Genomic DNA, 18,218 nt, shown 5'->3' with positions numbered 1-18,218 from the left:
AGTAAAGCAGCTGTTTTCTTTATACGATGGTGCATGTACAAGCAATATTATGTAAACGTTCATAGAGTTGCCTTATAAATGCGTAAAACCGTGTGATATACTAGGATTATCTGCAAATTGTGTAAAAATTTTAAACAAAGCAAAAAAACCTGTCGTTTTTGTGTTATCGAAAGGTTATGGTGTGCCGAAATAAATGTATAGCCTGCTACAGAACATCACGAAGCAAGCACACTCACAAAGGAGGACGTTTATGAAGCTCCGGGCTTTGCCTGTTATTATTACAGTCGTCGTCTCAATTGCCTTGTTATTTGGGGGATGGTTTACGTATCGTCAGTTGACCCTTCACAATCCACTGATGAATATTGTGAACTCTTACCCTGGTGTAAATTCAGCTCAGGTATCCATTAACCAGAAAGAGGTAGCTTTGAAACTCGATCTGAAACCGGAAACGGATTTGGGCTCACTTGTTCAGACCTTAAACAAACAAAGTGCCGATATTATCGGTGCTCGTACCCTTAAACTTGAAGTGATTGACCATTCAGATGATACGCTGAATCAAATCTGGGAAAACGCCATGTTCCCGATTTCTCAAGCGATGGCGAACCGCCAATATACTGATATACCTAAGACGTTACAACGTATAGCGAGCAGTAACAATGGCATTACTGCCAAAGCCGAGATGGATGACCGGAATGTATATGTATCTTTGAGCAATGGGAAAGCAAGTAAATTTCTCATATTGCCACTAGGTGCTCAAGCCACGGGAGGGAATGCCTAATGCCGAAATGGACCAAAGAAGTCGTCGTCGGATTCGTACCTGTTTTACTGATTTTTCTCGCTTTTATCGGTTATAACATCGTACCGTTGCTGTTGATTGCTGCTGTCATTGGCGGTTTGCTGCTATTTATGCAGATGCGTGGCGGGCTTGCCGTTGGTGCGAGTCAGGAACGCGGTCGGAAAAAGAACGGTCCAGTCAAGCTGACCTTTGAACAGATCGGCGGTCAGGAAAATGCCAAGCGTGAATTGCGCGAAGCACTGGACTTTCTCGTGCGTCATGATGAGATTAACAAATTCGGTATTCGTCCACTAAAAGGTATCCTGTTAACAGGTCCTCCGGGAACCGGTAAAACGCTGATGGCAAAAGCGGCAGCGCATTATACCAACTCTGTATTCGTTAGCGCATCCGGTAGTGAATTTGTAGAAATGTATGTCGGCGTCGGTGCTGGTCGTATCCGCGATCTCTTCAAGGATGCCCGTACTCGTGCCGCTCGTGAAAATAAACAAAGTGCAATTATTTTTATTGATGAAATTGATGTGATCGGTGGTAAACGTGAAGGCGGTCAACAGCGTGAGTATGATCAGACGCTGAACCAGCTGCTAACTGAGATGGACGGCATTTATAGCAACGAAGCGCCGCGCATCTTGATCATCGCTGCAACCAACCGTAAGGAAATGCTAGATAGCGCACTTCTGCGTCCGGGTCGTTTTGACCGTCATATTCAGGTGGATCTGCCGGACAAAAAAGGTCGCAAACACATTCTTGAGCTGCACGCTGCGAACAAACCAATGGCGGATGAAGCCAATCTGGATAAACTGGCAGAGGAAGCGTATGGATTTTCCGGTGCACAGCTGGAGAGTGTCATGAACGAAGCCGCGATCTACGCGATGCGTCAAAATGAACAAACCATCTCCCAGCGCCATATGTCGATGGCGATTGATAAAGTGATGATGGGTGAGAAAACCGACCGCGAGTCCAGCACCGAGGAGAAAAAGCGCGTAGCGCTGCATGAACTTGGTCACGCAATCATGGCAGAGGTTGTTCGTCCGAATAGTGTTGGTCAGGTGGCACTTAGCCCTCGTGGACAGGCACTCGGTTATGTGAGACATAACCCACAACAAGAGCAATATCTGTATACGAAGCCATTTTTGGAGGAGCAGATCATGATCGCTCTTGCTGGCTCCGCTGCAGAGGAAATGTATTATGAAGGACGCAGCACTGGATCGCGCGGTGACTTTGATCAGGCGCTCAATATTGTGCAGACCATGGTAGAAGCGGGTCTGACCAAGCTGGGCATCGTAACGATCAATATGGTACCGAAAGAATTGCTAATGAAAGAAAGCAATGCGATTCTAGAGCAACTGGGCGAGCGCACGCGTGAATTGCTAGAGCAACGCCGTCACATTTTCGACAGTTCGCTCGACATTTTATTGCGTGAAGAAGTGCTGTCCGGTGATCAATTCCGTGAACAGTTCAAGAAAAGTTCAAATGTACCGGCTTAATTCACAAAGCCGGTACTTTTTTTTTACTTTTCGGCTGTGCTACGGTATTATTAGATGTTGGAGATTATATAGAAGCCCGGCATTTTTCATTCATCGTTTTCGCGCATTCATAAGTGACGGCAATCGTTGGGAATGGCGTTTGCCATGACCGGATTTGCTTTAAATACAGCTTGAGAAGGAAATGAAAATGTGAAGGGCTGCATGGTATCCGGCAATGTCCAGAACAGGCAGCTTGCATACCGTATTGAATATTGGAAGGGTGGAGTATACAGCATGAATTTTAAAAGAGTCGGCGTCATTGGCGGCGGTACAATGGGTCAAGGTATCGCAGAGATGCTATCCAAAAAAGGCATCGAAGTATTGCTGGTCGAGAAAAACCAAGAGAAGTTGGATAACGCTTGGTCCATGATCGAAACGAGTCTGGATAAGCAAATGGAAAAATGGGCACTGACCCAAGCAGAGAAAAAACTAATTCTGGGCAAAATCCAGAAAGTGACACACTTTGCTGATCTGGGTTCTTGTGAGCTTGTTATCGAAACGATCAGTGAAGATCCAGAAGCGAAAAAAGAAGTGTTTGCTCAACTGGACCAAGTATGTTCCAGCAGCGTTATTCTGGCAAGTAACACATCTACACTGAGCTTGACGGAACTGGCAAGTTCGACAAAATATCCAGAGCGCGTGATCGGTCTGCACTTTATCTATCCGGTATCCAAAATCGATCTGGTAGAAATCATCCGTGGTTTGCGTACATCCGACGCTACATTTGAACAAACCAAGCAATTCGTGGAAGAAACGGTAGAGAAAAAAGGAATTACCGTTTACGAATCCCCAGGCTTCGTAACAAGCCGCATCATCTGTCTGCTGATCAATGAAGCACTGCATGTACTGGAAGAAGGCGTTGCTTCCGCTGAAGATATCGACGATGCAATGCGTGTCGGCTACCAATTCCAATATGGTCCACTGGAAATGGCAGACCGCTTCGGTCTGGATTCCGTCAATGCAGCGCTGGAGCGTATGTTCCGCGAATACGGCGAACTGAAATATCGCCCAGCCATCATCCTCAAAAAGATGGTTCGTGCAGGCAGTCTCGGCGTAAAAACAGGCGAAGGCTTCTTCAAGTATGACAAGGATGGTGACCGGATATGAAAGTACTCGTAATTAACTCAGGTAGTTCCTCACTGAAATACCAACTGTATGATATGACCGATGAATCCGTACTGGCAAAAGGTCTTGTAGAACGGATCGGAATGGATTCTTCTATTCTGACACACAAGCCAACCGGCAAGGATGAAGTAACCGAAGTAAGCGAGATTCTGGAGCACAATACCGCAATCCGCAAAGTTATCGACAAATTGACTGACAGTGTACACGGCGTTGTATCCAGCGTTAGCGAAATCAACGCAGTCGGACACCGCGTCGTACACGGTGGCGAGTTCTTCAAAGAGTCCGCGATTGTGGATGAGCAAGCGAAAAAAGACATCCGCGCACTGATCGATCTGGCACCGCTGCATAACCCAGCTGCAATCATGGGTATCAACGCATCCGAGATCAATATGCCGGGCGTACCACAGGTTGTCGTATTCGACACAGCGTTCCACCAAACAATGCCAGAGCGCTCATACCTGTATGCTATCCCAAGAGTACTGTACAACAAATACAAAGTGCGCCGTTACGGTTTCCACGGCACTTCGCACTATTATGTTAGCCATGCGGCAGCCGAGTTCTTGGGCAAACCATTGGAAGATCTGAAAATCATCACAGCACACATCGGTAACGGTGGTAGTCTGACTGCCATCCAAGGTGGCGTATCTGTTGATACTTCCATGGGTATGACTCCGCTGGAAGGTCTGATGATGGGTACACGTAGTGGCGATCTTGACCCTGCTATCGTGCCTTACGTAATGAACAAAGAAGAGCTGACGGTTAGCGAAGTTAACCTGATGTTGAACAAGCACAGCGGTCTGCAAGCGATCTCCGGTATCAGCAGCGATATGCGCGAAATTACCGATGGTCTGGAAAAAGGCGATCCGCACGCAACACTGGCATTTGAAATGTACGAATACCGTCTGCGCAAATACATCGGCTCCTACGCGGCAGCGATGAATGGTGTAGATGTACTCGTATTCACCGCTGGTGTAGGTGAAAACTCTGCAATTGTGCGCAAAGCTGTTTGCGAAAACTTGAGCTATCTGGGAGTGGAAATCGACGAGGAACTGAACAAAATCCGTTCCGGCGATCCGCGTCGCATCTCCACACCAAATTCCAAAGTAGAAGTGCTGGTTGTTCCTACGAATGAAGAATTGGTTATCGCTCGCGATACTTATAAACTCATCAACAAGTAAGAACAGCAGCCACGCATAGACAAGGGGAGAATATAGGAATGTCCACTAAAACCGTTATTAAAAAAGTCAATGAGCATATTGGCGAATCGGTAACGATTGGAGCTTGGATCAACAACAAGCGTTCCAGCGGTAAAATTCAATTTTTGCAGCTGCGTGATGGTACAGGATACATCCAAGGCGTTGTCGTAAAAAGTGAAGTGCCAGAGAGCGTTTGGAATGATGCGAAAAGCCTCACGCAAGAAAGCTCGCTGTATGTAACAGGTGTTATTCGTGAAGAACCGCGCAGTAAATCCGGTTTTGAAATGACCGTTACTGGTATCGAAGTGCTTCATATTACGTCTGAATACCCGATTACACCGAAAGAGCACGGCATCGACTTCCTGATGGATCATCGCCACCTGTGGCTGCGTTCCACTAGACAGCGTGCGGTAATGGTCATCCGCGCCGAAATCATTCGTGCGGTTCAGGAATTTTTCAATACGAACGGTTTTACCAAAGTTGATCCGCCGATTCTGACACCGTCTGCCGCAGAGGATACAACCGAACTGTTCCATATCAAATATTTTGACGAGGATGCGTACCTGACCCAAAGTGGACAGCTGTATATGGAAGCAGCAGCGATGGCACTGGGCAAAGTATACTCGTTCGGACCTACCTTCCGCGCGGAGAAATCCAAAACGCGTCGTCACTTGATCGAGTTCTGGATGATCGAGCCGGAAATGGCATTCGTGAATCATGAGGAAAGTCTGGAAGTGCAGGAGCAATTCGTTTCTCACGTCGTACAATCCGTACTGAAAAACTGCCGTCCAGAGCTGGAAACACTGGAGCGCGATGTGACTAAGCTGGAAAACATCACTGGTTCGTTCCCACGCATCACGTATGATGAAGCGATTGAGTTCCTGAAAGGCAAAGGCTTTGACATTCCATGGGGTGACGATTTTGGTGCGCCGCATGAAACAGCGATTGCGGAAGCTTATGACAAGCCAGTCTTCATTACGCATTATCCAAAAGACATCAAAGCATTCTATATGAAGCCTGATCCAAATCGTCCAGAAGTCGTACTGTGTGCCGATATGATCGCACCAGAAGGCTATGGCGAGATCATCGGTGGCTCGCAGCGTATCGACGATCCAGAACTGATGGAGCAACGCTTCAAAGAGCATGATCTGGGCGAAGCTTACCAATGGTACATGGATCTGCGCACGTACGGTACGGTTCCGCATTCCGGTTTCGGTCTGGGTCTGGAGCGTACAGTTGCTTGGATTTGTGGTCTGGATCACGTACGTGAGACAATTGCATTCCCTCGTATGCTGTATCGTCTGTATCCGTAACCTCTGTACTGACACAAGGACAACGGTGGAAGTATAGAAAGGGTGAACAACATGGGCGGAGAACAATGGAAATCATGGGCACAGGGCGCCGCCTATGCCATGGGCGCGCAAACGGCGAATATTCCGTATGCGCTGCTCAAATATTATCAGGCGCTTGATCTAGACGATGCGGAAGCGATGCTGCTATTGCAGCTGCTATCGTTTCGTCAGGTGGAGCATAATGAATTTCCGACACTGGAAGAGCTGGAGTGGCGCACAGGCGCAGCTCCTGCCATCATTGGGGCGCGGATTCAGAAATTAATGAAATCCGGTTTTATCGCTATTGAGGATGAGCAGGACCCGCTGACTGGTGTGCGTTACGAACGCTATGATCTAGGCGGATTGTATGTCAAGCTTGGCACTGTGCTTGCTTCGGAGCAGCAGGAGCGCAATACTGTGATTCGTCAGGCAGAGGAAGCAGCGAAGACACCAGCGGCAAAAGAGGAAGAGCGCGAACGCAACCTGTTCATTATTTTTGAAAAGGAATTTGCGCGTCCTTTATCGCCGATGGAATGTGAAACGATCTCCGGCTGGCTGGATCAGGATCGTTATCCAGAAGAGCTGATTCTAATGGCACTGAAGGAAGCGGTATTCGCAGGCAAACTTCATTTTCGCTATATTGACCGGATTTTATTGGAGTGGAATCGCAATCGGATTCGCACACCCGATGATGTACGGGCATATACACAGAAGTTTCGTCAGCGCTAAGCAAGAGCAAGGTACATTCGCTTTGCGCGATATATAAGGATATGGTGATAGATTGAACAGGCTGTTTTCCGTTTTGGCGGGAAACAGCCTTTTTGTGATGGGCAAAAGGGGAGTTTATTGTTAATATACGGACACTCCATATGGATAAATGGTAGAAAGAATAAAAATGAAATCAAGTGGCATTACTAACATAGAATGTTCCATGTTTCGTTAGCTTATTATAGATAAAACGATTCCTTATTTACAAAATGGCATATAAAACGACAAAAACGAGAAATATCCTAAAATGAAATATTATATCTATGAAGATGTTTATTCGTTGTTATCAGAATTTTAATATGAAATGTAGTTCTATTCAAAAAGATAAAAAGTAAAATATGTTAATAGTTTACAAATATATACTCCAGTAATATACTGTGGTTAGTCGACATTGACACATGTTCTTATCGAATGTTGGTATCGACGATAAGGGCAAATAGATTATCCTTTGCGGAGGTGAAGCATGAAGTTTTTGCATCTGGATGGCAGTGCTAGAGAAGATGGCAATACTGCCACACTTGCTCGGCAGTTGCTGACCCATGTGGAGTACAACGAGATTGCATTACGGAACCACCACATCGAACTGATTGTTGACAAGCGTCATGATTCGGAGGGGTTCACTTCTCGACAGGATGAATATGAAGCGCTATTGCCAGTCTTTCTGGAAGCCGATTATGTGGTGTTTAGTTCACCGGTGTACTGGTACGGCATATCGGCACAGCTCAAAGCTTTTATTGATCGCTGGTCGGAATCGCTGCGTATTGTACCAGGATTTCAAGAACAGGTCAAAGGGAAGAAAATCTTTCTCGTGCTTGTCGGTGGAGATGATCCACAGCGCAAAGCGCAACCGATTGTACAGCAGTTTGCGTACATCGCTGAATTTTTAGAATTGGATCTGCAAGGTCATTTGATTGGTACCGGCAACAAGCCGGGAGATATTTTGCATGATCAGATTGCGCTGGAACAGGCGCGGCAAATCAATGAGCAGTTAAAACACATAGGGGAGCGTGTATGATGAGCGTAACAGCAACCAAATGCCTGACTTGCGATGCCGAGGTCGAAGTGGATCAACAAACCGTGACTGGAGAGATTGTAGAATGCCAAGAATGCGGGCAAGAGCATGAATTCCAATGGGTCAATGAGCAGCCGAATCTGGTATTTGCTCCAGAAGTGGAAGAAGATTGGGGTGAGTAATGTCCAATCGACAGCACCATCCCAGATTGCTATTTTGCGTAACGAAGCTGCGTGAGGAAGAGCGTCGGATTTATGATGTTCTGATCAAATCGGGTGTGGAAGTTGATGTATGTACGGATAACATGCAGCTGGAGCTTGCCGATATTCGTCATTACGATCTGGCATTGATTCGCTGCTTATCGCAGAGCAAGGCGCTAGAGCGTGCGCAATATATTGAGTTGGCAGGTGTTCGCACCCTCAATTCCTATGATGCGATCCGTATTTGCACGAATAAGGCGTTTCAAGCGATGGTGTTCCAGCGTCATCAGATTGCCCAGCCCGAATTTGCGATTGCCTTTACGTTTGACAAGTTGTACGAATATCTGGATCGGTTTGATGGCAGATTTGTCATCAAACCGGTCAGCTCATCATGGGGCAGAGGGGTGACATTGATCAATGATCGTCTAACATTGGACGCTTGGATTGCCGCCCGTGAATCGCTTGATCCGCAAGGTAAGGCATTACCGGTACTAGTGCAGGAATACGTGGATAAGTCCAATTACGATATTCGCGTGGTGATTGTCGGTGATCAACCGATTGTAGCTATCAAGCGCATCTCTCATGATAGCTGGATCACCAATACCCATCTCGGAGCAGACATTGAGCCGATTCAGGTAAGTCAGCCGATTATAAACATCAGCAAACAAGTCACTGATGCAATTGGAAGTGGCATATATGGATTGGATTTATTTTACGATCATACCCGCCGCATGTATATGGTATGCGAAGTGAATCAAAACCCCGAATTTGCGAAATCATGGTTAATCCATAAAGTCGATGTCGCTCAGAGGATTGCAGAGTACAGTGTAAGCGTAGCTTCGCAAACTGAGCTTGTCAGTCTACCTGTACGTTCGTCCGTTTAAGTATTTGCGCACAATGAAAATGATGGTACTTCATGTAAACAATGTAGCTATTCATATTTATGCATAACATGACGATTGTCGCAGATCACCGCATCATCCATTATTTCTATCATCTATCGCATGTCTATCATTCATACTCTATTGAAGGAGAGTGGCACATGTCGTTAACGAACATCACGGAATCACCGGCTAAAGTATCGCAGAAGGACTACTTTTCCATCTCATTTGTGCTTGCCCGTGTACTGAATACCGGCATCATTATGAGTATTGAGAAAAATGAAAAGGAACTGAAGGGTCTGGAAAATGCCCTCTCCAAGTTATCTGGCAAAACGTATGTGAATTTGTACAATAGCTTTACTGGTGCAATTCATGGTGCGCTCTGGGGGCAGGATCTGGTTCATGGCAGTGTAACTTCGCTGCCAGCATCAGCGACTGCACAGGAACGCCGCTTCGTCGATTGGCTGGGGGTGCGTACAGAGGAGGGCTTGGATTATCCCTATACCGTCATCAACATAGATTGGAATAACCTAGCGCAGATTGATACATTGCTACAGCGACACCGGCAGGATGAAGTGATTATCGTTAATTTTACCGGCTTGTCCTTCGGTCCCATTGCGACCTTGTTAACGAATGATGAAACGTTGTATAAAAAGTCGGAGCGGCTCAAAATATTCGGTGCATTCGATCTGCGTACGATGTGGACGCAAACGGAGCAGGAGCTAGAGATTCAGCCGGGTGTGCAATTCAATTATCGTCTCAGTCCGCTGGTGGGAGCCTGCGTGAAGCTTGCATTGTTACGGAGGGATAAACAACATGAAGACTGATTTTAATTTGAATCTGCTAGAGCTGCCGCAAGAGCAATGGGCGCAGGAGCAGCTTGCAATCGAGGGTGGACGTGCAGTGTTAGGGCAGGCAGGACGCAAAACCATTTTCCCGAATATTACAAAGGAAGATGTGCTGCAAATGCTGATCTCGATTCAGAAGCAGCCGAGCGATGTGGTGTCTGAATTTACCGAGCAGTATCGTCAATATGTAGGCGCGAATTACGCCATCTCCACGGCGAGCGGTACATCGAGTCTGCATTTGGCATTGATCGGTGCAGGTGTGCAGCCGGGGGATGAAGTGATTTTGCCAGCGTTTACGTTTATCGCAACAGCACAGGCGGTCGTTGCTGCCAAAGCAGTACCGATCTTCGCCGATGTCGACCCGGATACGTACTGCTTACATGTTAACGATATTGAGCGCTTGATTACGCCGCGCACGAAGGTGATTATGCCGGTGCATGTGCATGGTTTGCCTGCCAATATCCCAGCAATTCAACAATTGTGCGATCAGTATCAGTTGAAGCTGGTGGAGGATGCGTCACATGCGCATTCCGCATCCATTGATGGACAGCTGTGCGGCTCGCTAGGCGATACCGCTGGTCAAAGTCTGATGGCGGACAAGAACTTTCCAGTCGGAGGCGAAGGTGGCATTGCCTTTTTCAAAACAGAAGAGGCTTATGTGCGTGCACAGCAGTTTCTAGAGAACTCTGGGATTGATTATGACATTTCGTGGATTGCGGCGGCGTTTGGTATCAGTCAGCTACAACGACTCCCGTATTACGATGCCGTACGGCAGCGCAATGCGCATCATCTGATTGACACCTTAAACGCGACAACGCTGTTTCAAGGACCGTATATTCCAGAAGGGTATACACATAGCTTTAACATGTTCCGATTGCGCTTGAATGTCGATTTGCCTCAATTCGCTGGTATTCCGCCGTATCAGGTGAAGGAAGCGATTCAGACGATTTTGATGGAGGAAGGTGTATTTGCACGCGAATGGCAAAATGTACCGATTCCCGGTCATCTGCCGTTTATTAATCGCAAGGGTTTTGGCAATCAATATCCGTTTAGTCTGTATGAGGGTGGCGAGCTGCCGTATGGTCTGGAACATTTCCCAAATACGCTGCATATGCTGAACACGACGCTGGCGATCTGCCGTGAATTGCGTTCACCAGTTGAATATGAGAAGCTGCTGACGTATGAATTGGCTTTTAAAAAGCTGGATCAGCATATTGATCAGATTGCCGAATATGCTCGCAGTCTGAACAGTCAGCCACCTTATGAACGGGATGCACGGCTCGGATGAGTACATACAGGGTAGGCATACTGGGCGGAAATGGATTTGTTGGTGGCGAATTATACCGACTGTTGAGTGCGCATCCCAATTTCAATGTGGAATTTGTCTCTTCGGAATCGCAGGCAGGTAGATCGGTTGAGAAAACGCATAAAGCATTTTTGTATCGTAAGGTGAATCCGAAGCTGACGTACAGCAAGCTGGCGCAGCTGGATGGAGAATATGATCTGATCTTTTCAGCGTTGCCGACTGGCATTTTGCCACAGCATCTAGAGCATGTGCTGAATCATACGAAGCGTATTTTTAATATTAGTGGCGATTATCGTTTTACGGATAACAACGTATTGAAAACATATTATCCAGGTTCTCTATCTACAGTACAGCAGGCGGGCAGTCATTATTTTATACCGGAAATCTCGGAAGTGAATCATGATGCACGCGTTGTCAATCTGCCGGGCTGTATGGCGGTTGCTTCCATTTACTCAATCTATCCACTTGTTCTGCATTCGCTGATTCAGGGGCATGTATTCATTGATGCGAAGACCGGTTCCAGTGGAGCAGGCAAAAGCAGTAAAGAAACGCACGCCGACCGTGTGAATAACTTCCGTCTGCATAAGGGGTTTGAGCATCGTCATCTGCCAGAGATCGAACGCATCGCTTCCACGTATAGCGAGCATGCGCTGGATGTGTCCTTCTCCGCATTCAGTTTGGATGTGGCACGCGGTATCTTTGTCAGTGCATATTCCGTACTGCGAGATGGAGTGGAGGAGAGCGATGTGAAAAAAGCCTTTTTCCAAGCATATAAGTCCAAGCCGTTTATCCGTTATTCCGGTCAAGCCTCACCGGGTCCGATGCTGAAAACGGTACATGGTACGAACTATGCTGAAACAGCTTTTATCGTCAAGGATGGCAAATGTCTCAGTCTCGTCTCGATTGATAATTTGCTCAAAGGAGCGGCGGGGCAGGCGATTCAAGCTGCCAACATCTACTACGACATTCCAGAAACCATCGGTTTAACAACAGAACATGAGGGGATATGGCCGTGATAAACAATCTGCATGTGATCAAGCTGGGTAGCAGTACGATTGTTAACAGTCAGACCATTTTTGCTGAGATCGCTGACCTGTCCCGCCGTGGAGCCAAGATTCTATTGATCGGCGGCGGAGCGGAAGCGATTGAACAGAAGTTTGCCGAGCTGAATGAGCCGCTCAAATTTCTAGAATTGGACAATGGCGATCAGGTGCGTTATTGCCCACCATCCGATATGGACCACATTCGGCAGGCGTACGAGGATCATATCTTTGCCCCTGTACGTGCGGCGCTACAAGCACAGGGATTGTCCGTACTGGCACAATGCGCTGGTGATCATGGCTGGGTGCTTGGCACCAAAGGCAAACCGCTCAAAGTTCGCAAAGATGGCAAAAAGCTGATCGTACGCGACTCACTGTATGGCAGCTACACAGGCGCGCGTCACGACGTGCTGCTGCAATTGCTGCATACGCATGATGTAGTCTGCCTAGCACCACCAATCTATGACCCAGACATTCAGCAGTATATCAATATTGATGCAGATATGCTGGCAGCGCATCTGGCAGTCGCTACTCGTGCGAGTCATGTACGCTTTGTTACGAGTACAGCAGGCATTTTGCAAAATGTCGAAGATCCGCAATCAACGATTAGGGATATTTATCCACAGCAGGATGATGTGGTTGTATCTGGGCGAATGAAGCAAAAGCTGCGCGCCGCGGAGCTGACCTTATCCCAAGGCGTAGCAGACATCGCCATTACTGGTCCCCATACTTTACACGGCAGCGGAAAAACTTGGTTCTGGCGTGGCAATGATCTACCCGACGATATCAAGCTGCTGCATCAGGTCATTAGTATTCCATCGGTATCTGGCGATGAAGGCGTATTGGCTGAATTTTTAAAAGAGCGAGGCGCTTCGGAGCAGATTGCGGCAGAGGTAGACGAAGTAGGCAATATTGTACTTAGCAAAGGGGATGGACATCATACATTGCTGCTGCTCGGTCATATTGACACCGTTCCTTATCTATGGCCCAGCACAGCGGATGACTTTCAGTTATCGGGACGGGGCAGCGTGGATGCAAAAGGCAGTCTGGTCAATTTTATCGAGGTGCTGCGCCGAGCAGACGTGCCGCCATCCTTTCGACTGCTTGTGATTGGAGCGGTAGAGGAAGAAGTGTCCTCATCCGCAGGTGCCTTTTACGTGCGTGATCATGTGCAGGCAGATGCAGTTATTATCGGTGAGCCGAGCGGAACGAGCAGTCTGACGCTGGGCTACTATGGATTGTTCAAGTTACGTCTCGATGTGCGGCAAAAGCAAAAGCATTCCGCTGGTAAAGACAGCATCAGCCCGATTGACCGCGTCTACCAGCTTGCCGCTCATATACGTCAGCAAATGGAACTGTATGATGCTGATCATCTGTCTGCATTGATCCAGCTTCACTCCGGCTCAGAGAACGGAGATCATTATGCGTCGGCTGTACTGAATTTCCGTGTATCTCCGCAGGCAACCGCTGGTTATCAACAGCATATTGCTGAGCTAGAGTGGCCAGATAGCACCATCACGGTGCTACGTGATACACCGGGCTATCAGAATTCGCGCCGAGATCAGCTGGTCAAGGCATTCGTTCGTGGTGCCAATGGCATACTGGATGATAAGTTAACCCTTCAAATGAAAAAAGGCACCAGCGATATGAATACACTAGCAACGACGTGGACGGATGTACCGATGGTCGCCTATGGTCCCGGTGATGCAAGTCTGGATCATACCGATGAGGAGCATATTCATGTAGATGAAGTGCGATTAAGTCGTGATATTCTGCTCAATAGTATTCATACTTGGTTCTCGCTTAACAGCAAGGAGGAAGCATATGCCCTTAACCGTGAACAAACGATATGAACAGACGATTCAAGCACGCAAGCTGATTATTGATATGGCAGCCACCGAGGTAGGCTGCCATATAGGTGGTAGCTTATCGGTGATCGATCTACTGCTGACCAGCTTTGCGCTGTACGGTCATGATGAACGCAATCGGATTATTTTAAGCAAGGGGCATGCAGCGGCGGCACTATACAGCACATTGCATGTTTTGGGACTGATCCAAGACAATCCGGCAGACAGTTACGGGAAAAAGGATTCGCTGTTTACCGGGCATCCGAATTATTTGCTGCCGCATATTCCGTTTGCTACAGGCAGTCTTGGTCACGGTCCCGCGTATGGAGCAGGCTGGGCATTATCGCAGCGGATTCGCGGTGAACAGGGCATAAGCATTGTCATTAGTGGTGATGGGGAATTGCAGGAAGGCAGCTGCTGGGAAGCGTTGCAGGTGATCGCCGCCAAGCAAATCAACAATTTCATTCATATTATTGATGTGAACGGCGGACAAAATGACGGGCTAGTACAGGATATTTCGCCTCTTCCTCATCTGGGTGATCGCTTCCGAGCATTTGGCTTTGATGTGGTTGAAATTGACGGTCATGATCTGGAACAGATTACTGCGGCGCTGGAAGGAAAGGCAGAGCGCCCTCTAGCGATTCTCGCTCATACGATCAAAGGCAAAGGCATCAAGGCGATGGAAGGCAATCCTGCCGCCCACTATGCCAAAATCAGCCGTGCTCAAGCGTACAAATGGAAGGAGGCGCTGATATGACTCTTTCTGGAAGAGATGCCTATAAGGATGAACTGACCTTGCTGGCACAGCAGGATGATCGAATCGTAGCGCTAGAAGCCGATCTAGGCGGCAAAAAGCATCCGTTTGAGCAGCAGTTTCCAGATCGCTTTTTCAATCTGGGTATTGCCGAGATGACATCAGTGGATATCGCTGCGGGATTGGCGGAAGGCGGGTTCAAGCCCTTTTTCTCCACCTTTGCTCCGTTTGTTGCGCTGCGCTGTGCCGAGCATATTAAGCTGGCACTCGGTTATATGCGCAAAAATATCAATATTGTTAGCAGCTATGGTGGCGTATCCGGTGGCTGGTTTGGTACGACTCATCATGCGTTGGAGGATATTGGTGTAATTCAGACGTTTGAAAATATTCGTATTGCCTGTCCGCATGGCGAAGAGGAAACGCGTCGTGTCATTCGAGAAGCGGCAGCATCTGCGCAACCGTACTACATCCGTTTGTCCCGCAACGATACATTTGAGAGCATTCCATCGCTCGCGGAGGGCGATGAGTTGATTGTGGATGGTAGCTGGAATGAAGATGCGCCGGTATCGCTCATTTCCATCGGCGAGCAGGCAACCGAGATGGCGTTAACGCTGAAAAGGGAACAGCCGCAGCTGAATCATCTGCATCTCTGTTATGTGGACAAGGAAGCGCTGATCGCCAATTTGCAGCGCCTTGAGAATAGTGGAGAGCAGATTGTAGTCGTGGAGGAGCATCGCCGCGCTGGTAGTGTCGGCTCGTATCTGAGTCTGCTGCTACCGCACAAAAAAGTGTATGCCTTTACCCCTAATGAGCAATGGCCCAAATACGGAGGCAGTCATAGCGATGTGCTGGAATATCTCGGATTCACAGAAGAACGTCTACGTCAGTTTATCCTTGATATTCGGAAAGGGAGTCCATTATGTTCCTATCCGTATTGAAACATGCGCAGTTCCGCAAATTTCTGATTTCTGATGTCATCTCTGGCTTTGGTGTTGGAATGGCAACTATTGGCGCCAACTGGTATGTAATGACCGAGACTGGCTCCAATCAGTACGTTGGGTTTTTGCTCACCTTCAACGTACTTGCTGGTTTTCTCGTCTCGCCGCTGGCTGGGATCATTACCGACCGTTTTGACCGGAAAAAGGTCATTTTGTGGACGTATGTGCTGCGTGCCTTTTTACTGGCATTGTTGGCGGTGTTATTTTTTGCCCAAGGGTTTAGTCTGCCGCTTATGTATGGCTTTGCCGTTATTAACGGGATGGGCTGGACGATCTATATGGCAGCCTCGCGCAGCTTGATTCAGGAGATTTTGCCGGAGGATGTGCTGATCAATGGGAATTCATTTATTGAGATCAGTTTACAGGTTGGGATGTTCTCGGCTGGAGCCATATCCGGTATAATTTACAAATTTTATGGCTTCGAGTTGATTCTGATCATTAATATTGCCGTGTTCCTGATCAGCAGCGCCGTACTGGCGGCGATTCGTTATCAGTCCATTGTACATACCGAGACCGATAAGCAGGAAGGCTTTCTGCAAAGCTTCCGTTCCGGTTTAGCATTTTTGCGTCAGCGGAAAACGATCTTCTTTCTCGGGGTGATATCGATTGTGCCGCTGGCAGTAACGATGCTGTACAATGTGGTGCTGCCCGCCTATGTAAATGTGACCTTGCAAAGCGACAGCATCGTCTTTGGCTTGTCGGATATGTTTTATGGGATTGGTGGGCTGATTTCCGGCTTTCTCGTCTCACTGCTAATGACGAATCTGTCGAATAAGCAGATGGTGTATCTGTTTTTTGTCATTGCGGTTGTGAATCTATTCGCGCTATATGCCAATTCGCTTGTACTGCTGCTATATGCGGGCAGCTTCTTCCTCGGATTGTGTAATTCCTCACTGCGGATTGTGATGAATACGCTACTGATGGAAAATGTACAAAAGGCATTTATGGGTAGAGCGATGGCAGTCTGGACTGGGTTGTCCTTGCTCATTCAAGCGGGCGGTTCTTCAGGGATCGGTCTGGTGATTGATCGGTTTGGCGCAGGGTACGGCTTCCTCATTATGAGTGTATTGATGGCAGCGGGGCTGATTGGATTTGGATTCGTATCCAACCATGTTCACAGTCTAACCAAAAAGGAGAGTGCAGTATGGCAAACAAACAAATAGTTTTTGTAGAGCCAAGCTTTTATGGCGTTAGCTTTGTAAAGGAAGCCAAAGCACTTGGAAGTGAGGTCATCGTTATCGCTTCCGACAAGGATAATCCGACTCTGTATGGATACGAAGGGCTATATGATGATCTGCTCGTTGCCGATATTCGGGATGCAGACTCCATCTATGAGGCGATTGTGAATAGCCCTTATCACGGTCAGTTCCAAGCGCTGATTCCGGCAACCGATTATGCTTCTGCTGTCACCGCAGAGGTAGGCGAACGATTGGGCATTCCGGGTACATCAGCGGATGCAGCGTTGAATGCGCGCAATAAGGATCGAGCGAGACAGGTCTTTGCACAGCAGCAGGTTCCCAGTGCAAACTTTGCCGTCGTCAGCCGCTTGGAGGAAGCAGTAACAGCAGCTGGAGATATTGGCTATCCGGTTGTGCTGAAGCCGACCAATGCCGCTAGCAGCCAAGGTGTGTATTTTGTAGACGACGAGCAGAATCTGCGCAAGGCATTTGCTGAGCTGCGTGCATTCAAAACAACATATATGGATTTCAAGGTGCGGGATGAGTATTTAATAGAAGAATATTTAACAGGGCCGGAATTTAGTGTAGAGATTTTCCTGAGTGAAGGCGAGATTGCCTTTGCCGAAATCACGGAAAAGCATACGTCTGATCTGCCGTATTTTGTAGAAACGCTACATGTATTCCCGTCGTCCATCTATCAGGAGCAGCGGGATGAGATCATTGATGTTGCCCGTCAAGCAGTCGTAGCGATTGGCATTCAAAATGGCCCTGCTCATGTAGAGCTGAAGTATACGGAGTCAGGTGCGAAGATTATTGAAGTTAACGGCCGTCCGGGTGGCGATAATATCACATCCGATCTGATCGTCAACGCGTATGGTATCCATATTTTCCGTGAAACGATCCGTAAATACCTGTCCCAGCCTTTGCAGATTGAAAAGCAAACCGTTCAAGCCTCTGCTATTGGCTATCTGGTCGCTGATCGTCAAGGCATTGTCGGTTCCATCGGCGGTCTAGAGCACTTGCAACATCCACAGATTACGCGTTACCAGATTCAAGTGCAGGAGGGAGATACAGTCGATATTCCACGTAGCTCGGATGATCGGCTTGGTTATATTATTGTGCAAGCCGATACGCCAGAGGCTGCACGTGATCTGGTAAAAGAACTATTGTCACGTATTGAGATTAGCTATGCAGAAGTGGGCGAGGTTGTATAGGACTCTATGCGTTAGAGAGATCGGTATAAGTCATCCTTGGGATCATTAGCTAACAGATCCATTCTGCTAATCCATCCAAGTCGAAACTAAAAAAGGTCTGACAGGGGTGCACTGCTCTATTCGTGTATCCCTTTTTGTCACAGGAATGATCTAGTGAATAGGATGTAAAACGGACATATATCAATTCATTATCTTAGAAAA

Annotated in this window: 17 protein-coding genes; all 17 read left to right on the top strand. The window is 47.6% G+C overall.

Translation table 11 applies throughout. The annotated features are described in order from the left end of the window. Nucleotides 1-250 precede the first annotated feature (250 nt). The 17 genes from ABXR35_RS10390 (at nucleotide 251) to ABXR35_RS10310 (ending at nucleotide 18,017) form a co-directional block, all read left to right on the top strand. The gene (locus tag ABXR35_RS10390; RefSeq protein WP_367059191.1) at nucleotides 251-778 is read left to right on the top strand and encodes a hypothetical protein; all 528 of its coding nucleotides are present in this window, start codon (nucleotides 251-253) and stop codon (nucleotides 776-778) included. Further along, on the top strand, nucleotides 778-2,280 hold the full coding sequence (locus ABXR35_RS10385; protein ID WP_367059188.1) for an AAA family ATPase: 1,503 nt from the start codon (nucleotides 778-780) through the stop codon (nucleotides 2,278-2,280). Before ABXR35_RS10390 ends, ABXR35_RS10385 begins: the two co-directional genes overlap by 1 nt. A 273-nt stretch (nucleotides 2,281-2,553) precedes the next feature. Next, nucleotides 2,554-3,426 carry a 3-hydroxyacyl-CoA dehydrogenase family protein gene (locus ABXR35_RS10380; protein ID WP_367059185.1) on the top strand — a complete coding sequence of 291 codons (873 nt, stop codon included), beginning with the start codon at nucleotides 2,554-2,556 and terminating at the stop codon, nucleotides 3,424-3,426. Then, a complete protein-coding gene (locus ABXR35_RS10375; RefSeq protein WP_367059182.1) occupies nucleotides 3,423-4,622 on the top strand; it encodes an acetate/propionate family kinase in 1,200 nt (399 codons plus the stop codon). Before ABXR35_RS10380 ends, ABXR35_RS10375 begins: the two co-directional genes overlap by 4 nt. Nucleotides 4,623-4,660: 38 nt before the next feature. Further along, nucleotides 4,661-5,953: an asparagine--tRNA ligase gene (gene asnS, locus ABXR35_RS10370; RefSeq protein WP_367059179.1), complete on the top strand. Its 1,293-nt coding sequence runs from the start codon at nucleotides 4,661-4,663 to the stop codon at nucleotides 5,951-5,953. A gap of 51 nt (nucleotides 5,954-6,004) precedes the next feature. Next, entirely contained in the window at nucleotides 6,005-6,700 is a 696-nt protein-coding gene (locus ABXR35_RS10365; RefSeq protein WP_367059176.1) for a DnaD domain-containing protein, read from the top strand. 502 nt (nucleotides 6,701-7,202) lie between these two features. Beyond that, nucleotides 7,203-7,754: a flavodoxin family protein gene (locus ABXR35_RS10360; protein WP_367059173.1), complete on the top strand. Its 552-nt coding sequence runs from the start codon at nucleotides 7,203-7,205 to the stop codon at nucleotides 7,752-7,754. Further along, complete coding sequence (locus ABXR35_RS10355; RefSeq protein ID WP_367059170.1) at nucleotides 7,751-7,933, top strand: lysine biosynthesis protein LysW; 183 nt, start codon at nucleotides 7,751-7,753, stop codon at nucleotides 7,931-7,933. Before ABXR35_RS10360 ends, ABXR35_RS10355 begins: the two co-directional genes overlap by 4 nt. Continuing rightward, on the top strand, nucleotides 7,933-8,835 hold the full coding sequence (locus tag ABXR35_RS10350) for a RimK family alpha-L-glutamate ligase (RefSeq protein WP_367059167.1): 903 nt from the start codon (nucleotides 7,933-7,935) through the stop codon (nucleotides 8,833-8,835). Before ABXR35_RS10355 ends, ABXR35_RS10350 begins: the two co-directional genes overlap by 1 nt. A gap of 158 nt (nucleotides 8,836-8,993) precedes the next feature. Beyond that, a complete protein-coding gene (locus ABXR35_RS10345; protein ID WP_367059164.1) occupies nucleotides 8,994-9,659 on the top strand; it encodes a degT/DnrJ/EryC1/StrS aminotransferase in 666 nt (221 codons plus the stop codon). Next, nucleotides 9,649-10,968, top strand: coding sequence for an aminotransferase class I/II-fold pyridoxal phosphate-dependent enzyme (locus tag ABXR35_RS10340; protein WP_367059161.1), 1,320 nt, complete (start codon nucleotides 9,649-9,651; stop codon nucleotides 10,966-10,968). The genes ABXR35_RS10345 and ABXR35_RS10340 overlap by 11 nt, the downstream gene beginning before the upstream one ends. Continuing rightward, nucleotides 10,965-12,002, top strand: coding sequence for an N-acetyl-gamma-glutamyl-phosphate reductase (gene argC / locus ABXR35_RS10335; protein WP_367059158.1), 1,038 nt, complete (start codon nucleotides 10,965-10,967; stop codon nucleotides 12,000-12,002). Before ABXR35_RS10340 ends, argC begins: the two co-directional genes overlap by 4 nt. Beyond that, complete coding sequence (locus ABXR35_RS10330; protein ID WP_367059155.1) at nucleotides 11,993-13,879, top strand: M20/M25/M40 family metallo-hydrolase; 1,887 nt, start codon at nucleotides 11,993-11,995, stop codon at nucleotides 13,877-13,879. The genes argC and ABXR35_RS10330 overlap by 10 nt, the downstream gene beginning before the upstream one ends. Continuing rightward, on the top strand, nucleotides 13,851-14,630 hold the full coding sequence (locus ABXR35_RS10325; RefSeq protein ID WP_367059152.1) for a thiamine pyrophosphate-binding protein: 780 nt from the start codon (nucleotides 13,851-13,853) through the stop codon (nucleotides 14,628-14,630). The genes ABXR35_RS10330 and ABXR35_RS10325 overlap by 29 nt, the downstream gene beginning before the upstream one ends. Then, the gene (locus tag ABXR35_RS10320; protein ID WP_367059149.1) at nucleotides 14,627-15,565 is read left to right on the top strand and encodes a transketolase family protein; all 939 of its coding nucleotides are present in this window, start codon (nucleotides 14,627-14,629) and stop codon (nucleotides 15,563-15,565) included. The genes ABXR35_RS10325 and ABXR35_RS10320 overlap by 4 nt, the downstream gene beginning before the upstream one ends. Beyond that, on the top strand, nucleotides 15,547-16,788 hold the full coding sequence (locus ABXR35_RS10315; protein ID WP_367059146.1) for an MFS transporter: 1,242 nt from the start codon (nucleotides 15,547-15,549) through the stop codon (nucleotides 16,786-16,788). Before ABXR35_RS10320 ends, ABXR35_RS10315 begins: the two co-directional genes overlap by 19 nt. Further along, the gene (locus ABXR35_RS10310) at nucleotides 16,770-18,017 is read left to right on the top strand and encodes an ATP-grasp domain-containing protein (protein WP_367059144.1); all 1,248 of its coding nucleotides are present in this window, start codon (nucleotides 16,770-16,772) and stop codon (nucleotides 18,015-18,017) included. The genes ABXR35_RS10315 and ABXR35_RS10310 overlap by 19 nt, the downstream gene beginning before the upstream one ends. Nucleotides 18,018-18,218: the final 201 nt, after the last annotated feature.

It is taken from the genome of Paenibacillus sp. JQZ6Y-1 (assembly GCF_040719145.1).
Lineage (GTDB): Bacteria > Bacillota > Bacilli > Paenibacillales > Paenibacillaceae > Saccharibacillus > Saccharibacillus kandeliae.
This window is presented reverse-complemented; position numbering and strand designations above follow the sequence as displayed.

What these genes read in the sequence shown, in the direction of transcription:
- ABXR35_RS10390 (WP_367059191.1), top strand. Translation starts at nt 251, where the DNA reads ATGAAGCTCCGGGCTTTGCCTGTTATTATTACAGTCGTCGTCTCAATT.
- ABXR35_RS10385 (WP_367059188.1), top strand. Translation starts at nt 778, where the DNA reads ATGCCGAAATGGACCAAAGAAGTCGTCGTCGGATTCGTACCTGTTTTA.
- ABXR35_RS10380 (WP_367059185.1), top strand. Translation starts at nt 2,554, where the DNA reads ATGAATTTTAAAAGAGTCGGCGTCATTGGCGGCGGTACAATGGGTCAA.
- ABXR35_RS10375 (WP_367059182.1), top strand. Translation starts at nt 3,423, where the DNA reads ATGAAAGTACTCGTAATTAACTCAGGTAGTTCCTCACTGAAATACCAA.
- asnS (WP_367059179.1), top strand. Translation starts at nt 4,661, where the DNA reads ATGTCCACTAAAACCGTTATTAAAAAAGTCAATGAGCATATTGGCGAA.
- ABXR35_RS10365 (WP_367059176.1), top strand. Translation starts at nt 6,005, where the DNA reads ATGGGCGGAGAACAATGGAAATCATGGGCACAGGGCGCCGCCTATGCC.
- ABXR35_RS10360 (WP_367059173.1), top strand. Translation starts at nt 7,203, where the DNA reads ATGAAGTTTTTGCATCTGGATGGCAGTGCTAGAGAAGATGGCAATACT.
- ABXR35_RS10355 (WP_367059170.1), top strand. Translation starts at nt 7,751, where the DNA reads ATGATGAGCGTAACAGCAACCAAATGCCTGACTTGCGATGCCGAGGTC.
- ABXR35_RS10350 (WP_367059167.1), top strand. Translation starts at nt 7,933, where the DNA reads ATGTCCAATCGACAGCACCATCCCAGATTGCTATTTTGCGTAACGAAG.
- ABXR35_RS10345 (WP_367059164.1), top strand. Translation starts at nt 8,994, where the DNA reads ATGTCGTTAACGAACATCACGGAATCACCGGCTAAAGTATCGCAGAAG.
- ABXR35_RS10340 (WP_367059161.1), top strand. Translation starts at nt 9,649, where the DNA reads ATGAAGACTGATTTTAATTTGAATCTGCTAGAGCTGCCGCAAGAGCAA.
- argC (WP_367059158.1), top strand. Translation starts at nt 10,965, where the DNA reads ATGAGTACATACAGGGTAGGCATACTGGGCGGAAATGGATTTGTTGGT.
- ABXR35_RS10330 (WP_367059155.1), top strand. Translation starts at nt 11,993, where the DNA reads ATGGCCGTGATAAACAATCTGCATGTGATCAAGCTGGGTAGCAGTACG.
- ABXR35_RS10325 (WP_367059152.1), top strand. Translation starts at nt 13,851, where the DNA reads ATGCCCTTAACCGTGAACAAACGATATGAACAGACGATTCAAGCACGC.
- ABXR35_RS10320 (WP_367059149.1), top strand. Translation starts at nt 14,627, where the DNA reads ATGACTCTTTCTGGAAGAGATGCCTATAAGGATGAACTGACCTTGCTG.
- ABXR35_RS10315 (WP_367059146.1), top strand. Translation starts at nt 15,547, where the DNA reads ATGTTCCTATCCGTATTGAAACATGCGCAGTTCCGCAAATTTCTGATT.
- ABXR35_RS10310 (WP_367059144.1), top strand. Translation starts at nt 16,770, where the DNA reads ATGGCAAACAAACAAATAGTTTTTGTAGAGCCAAGCTTTTATGGCGTT.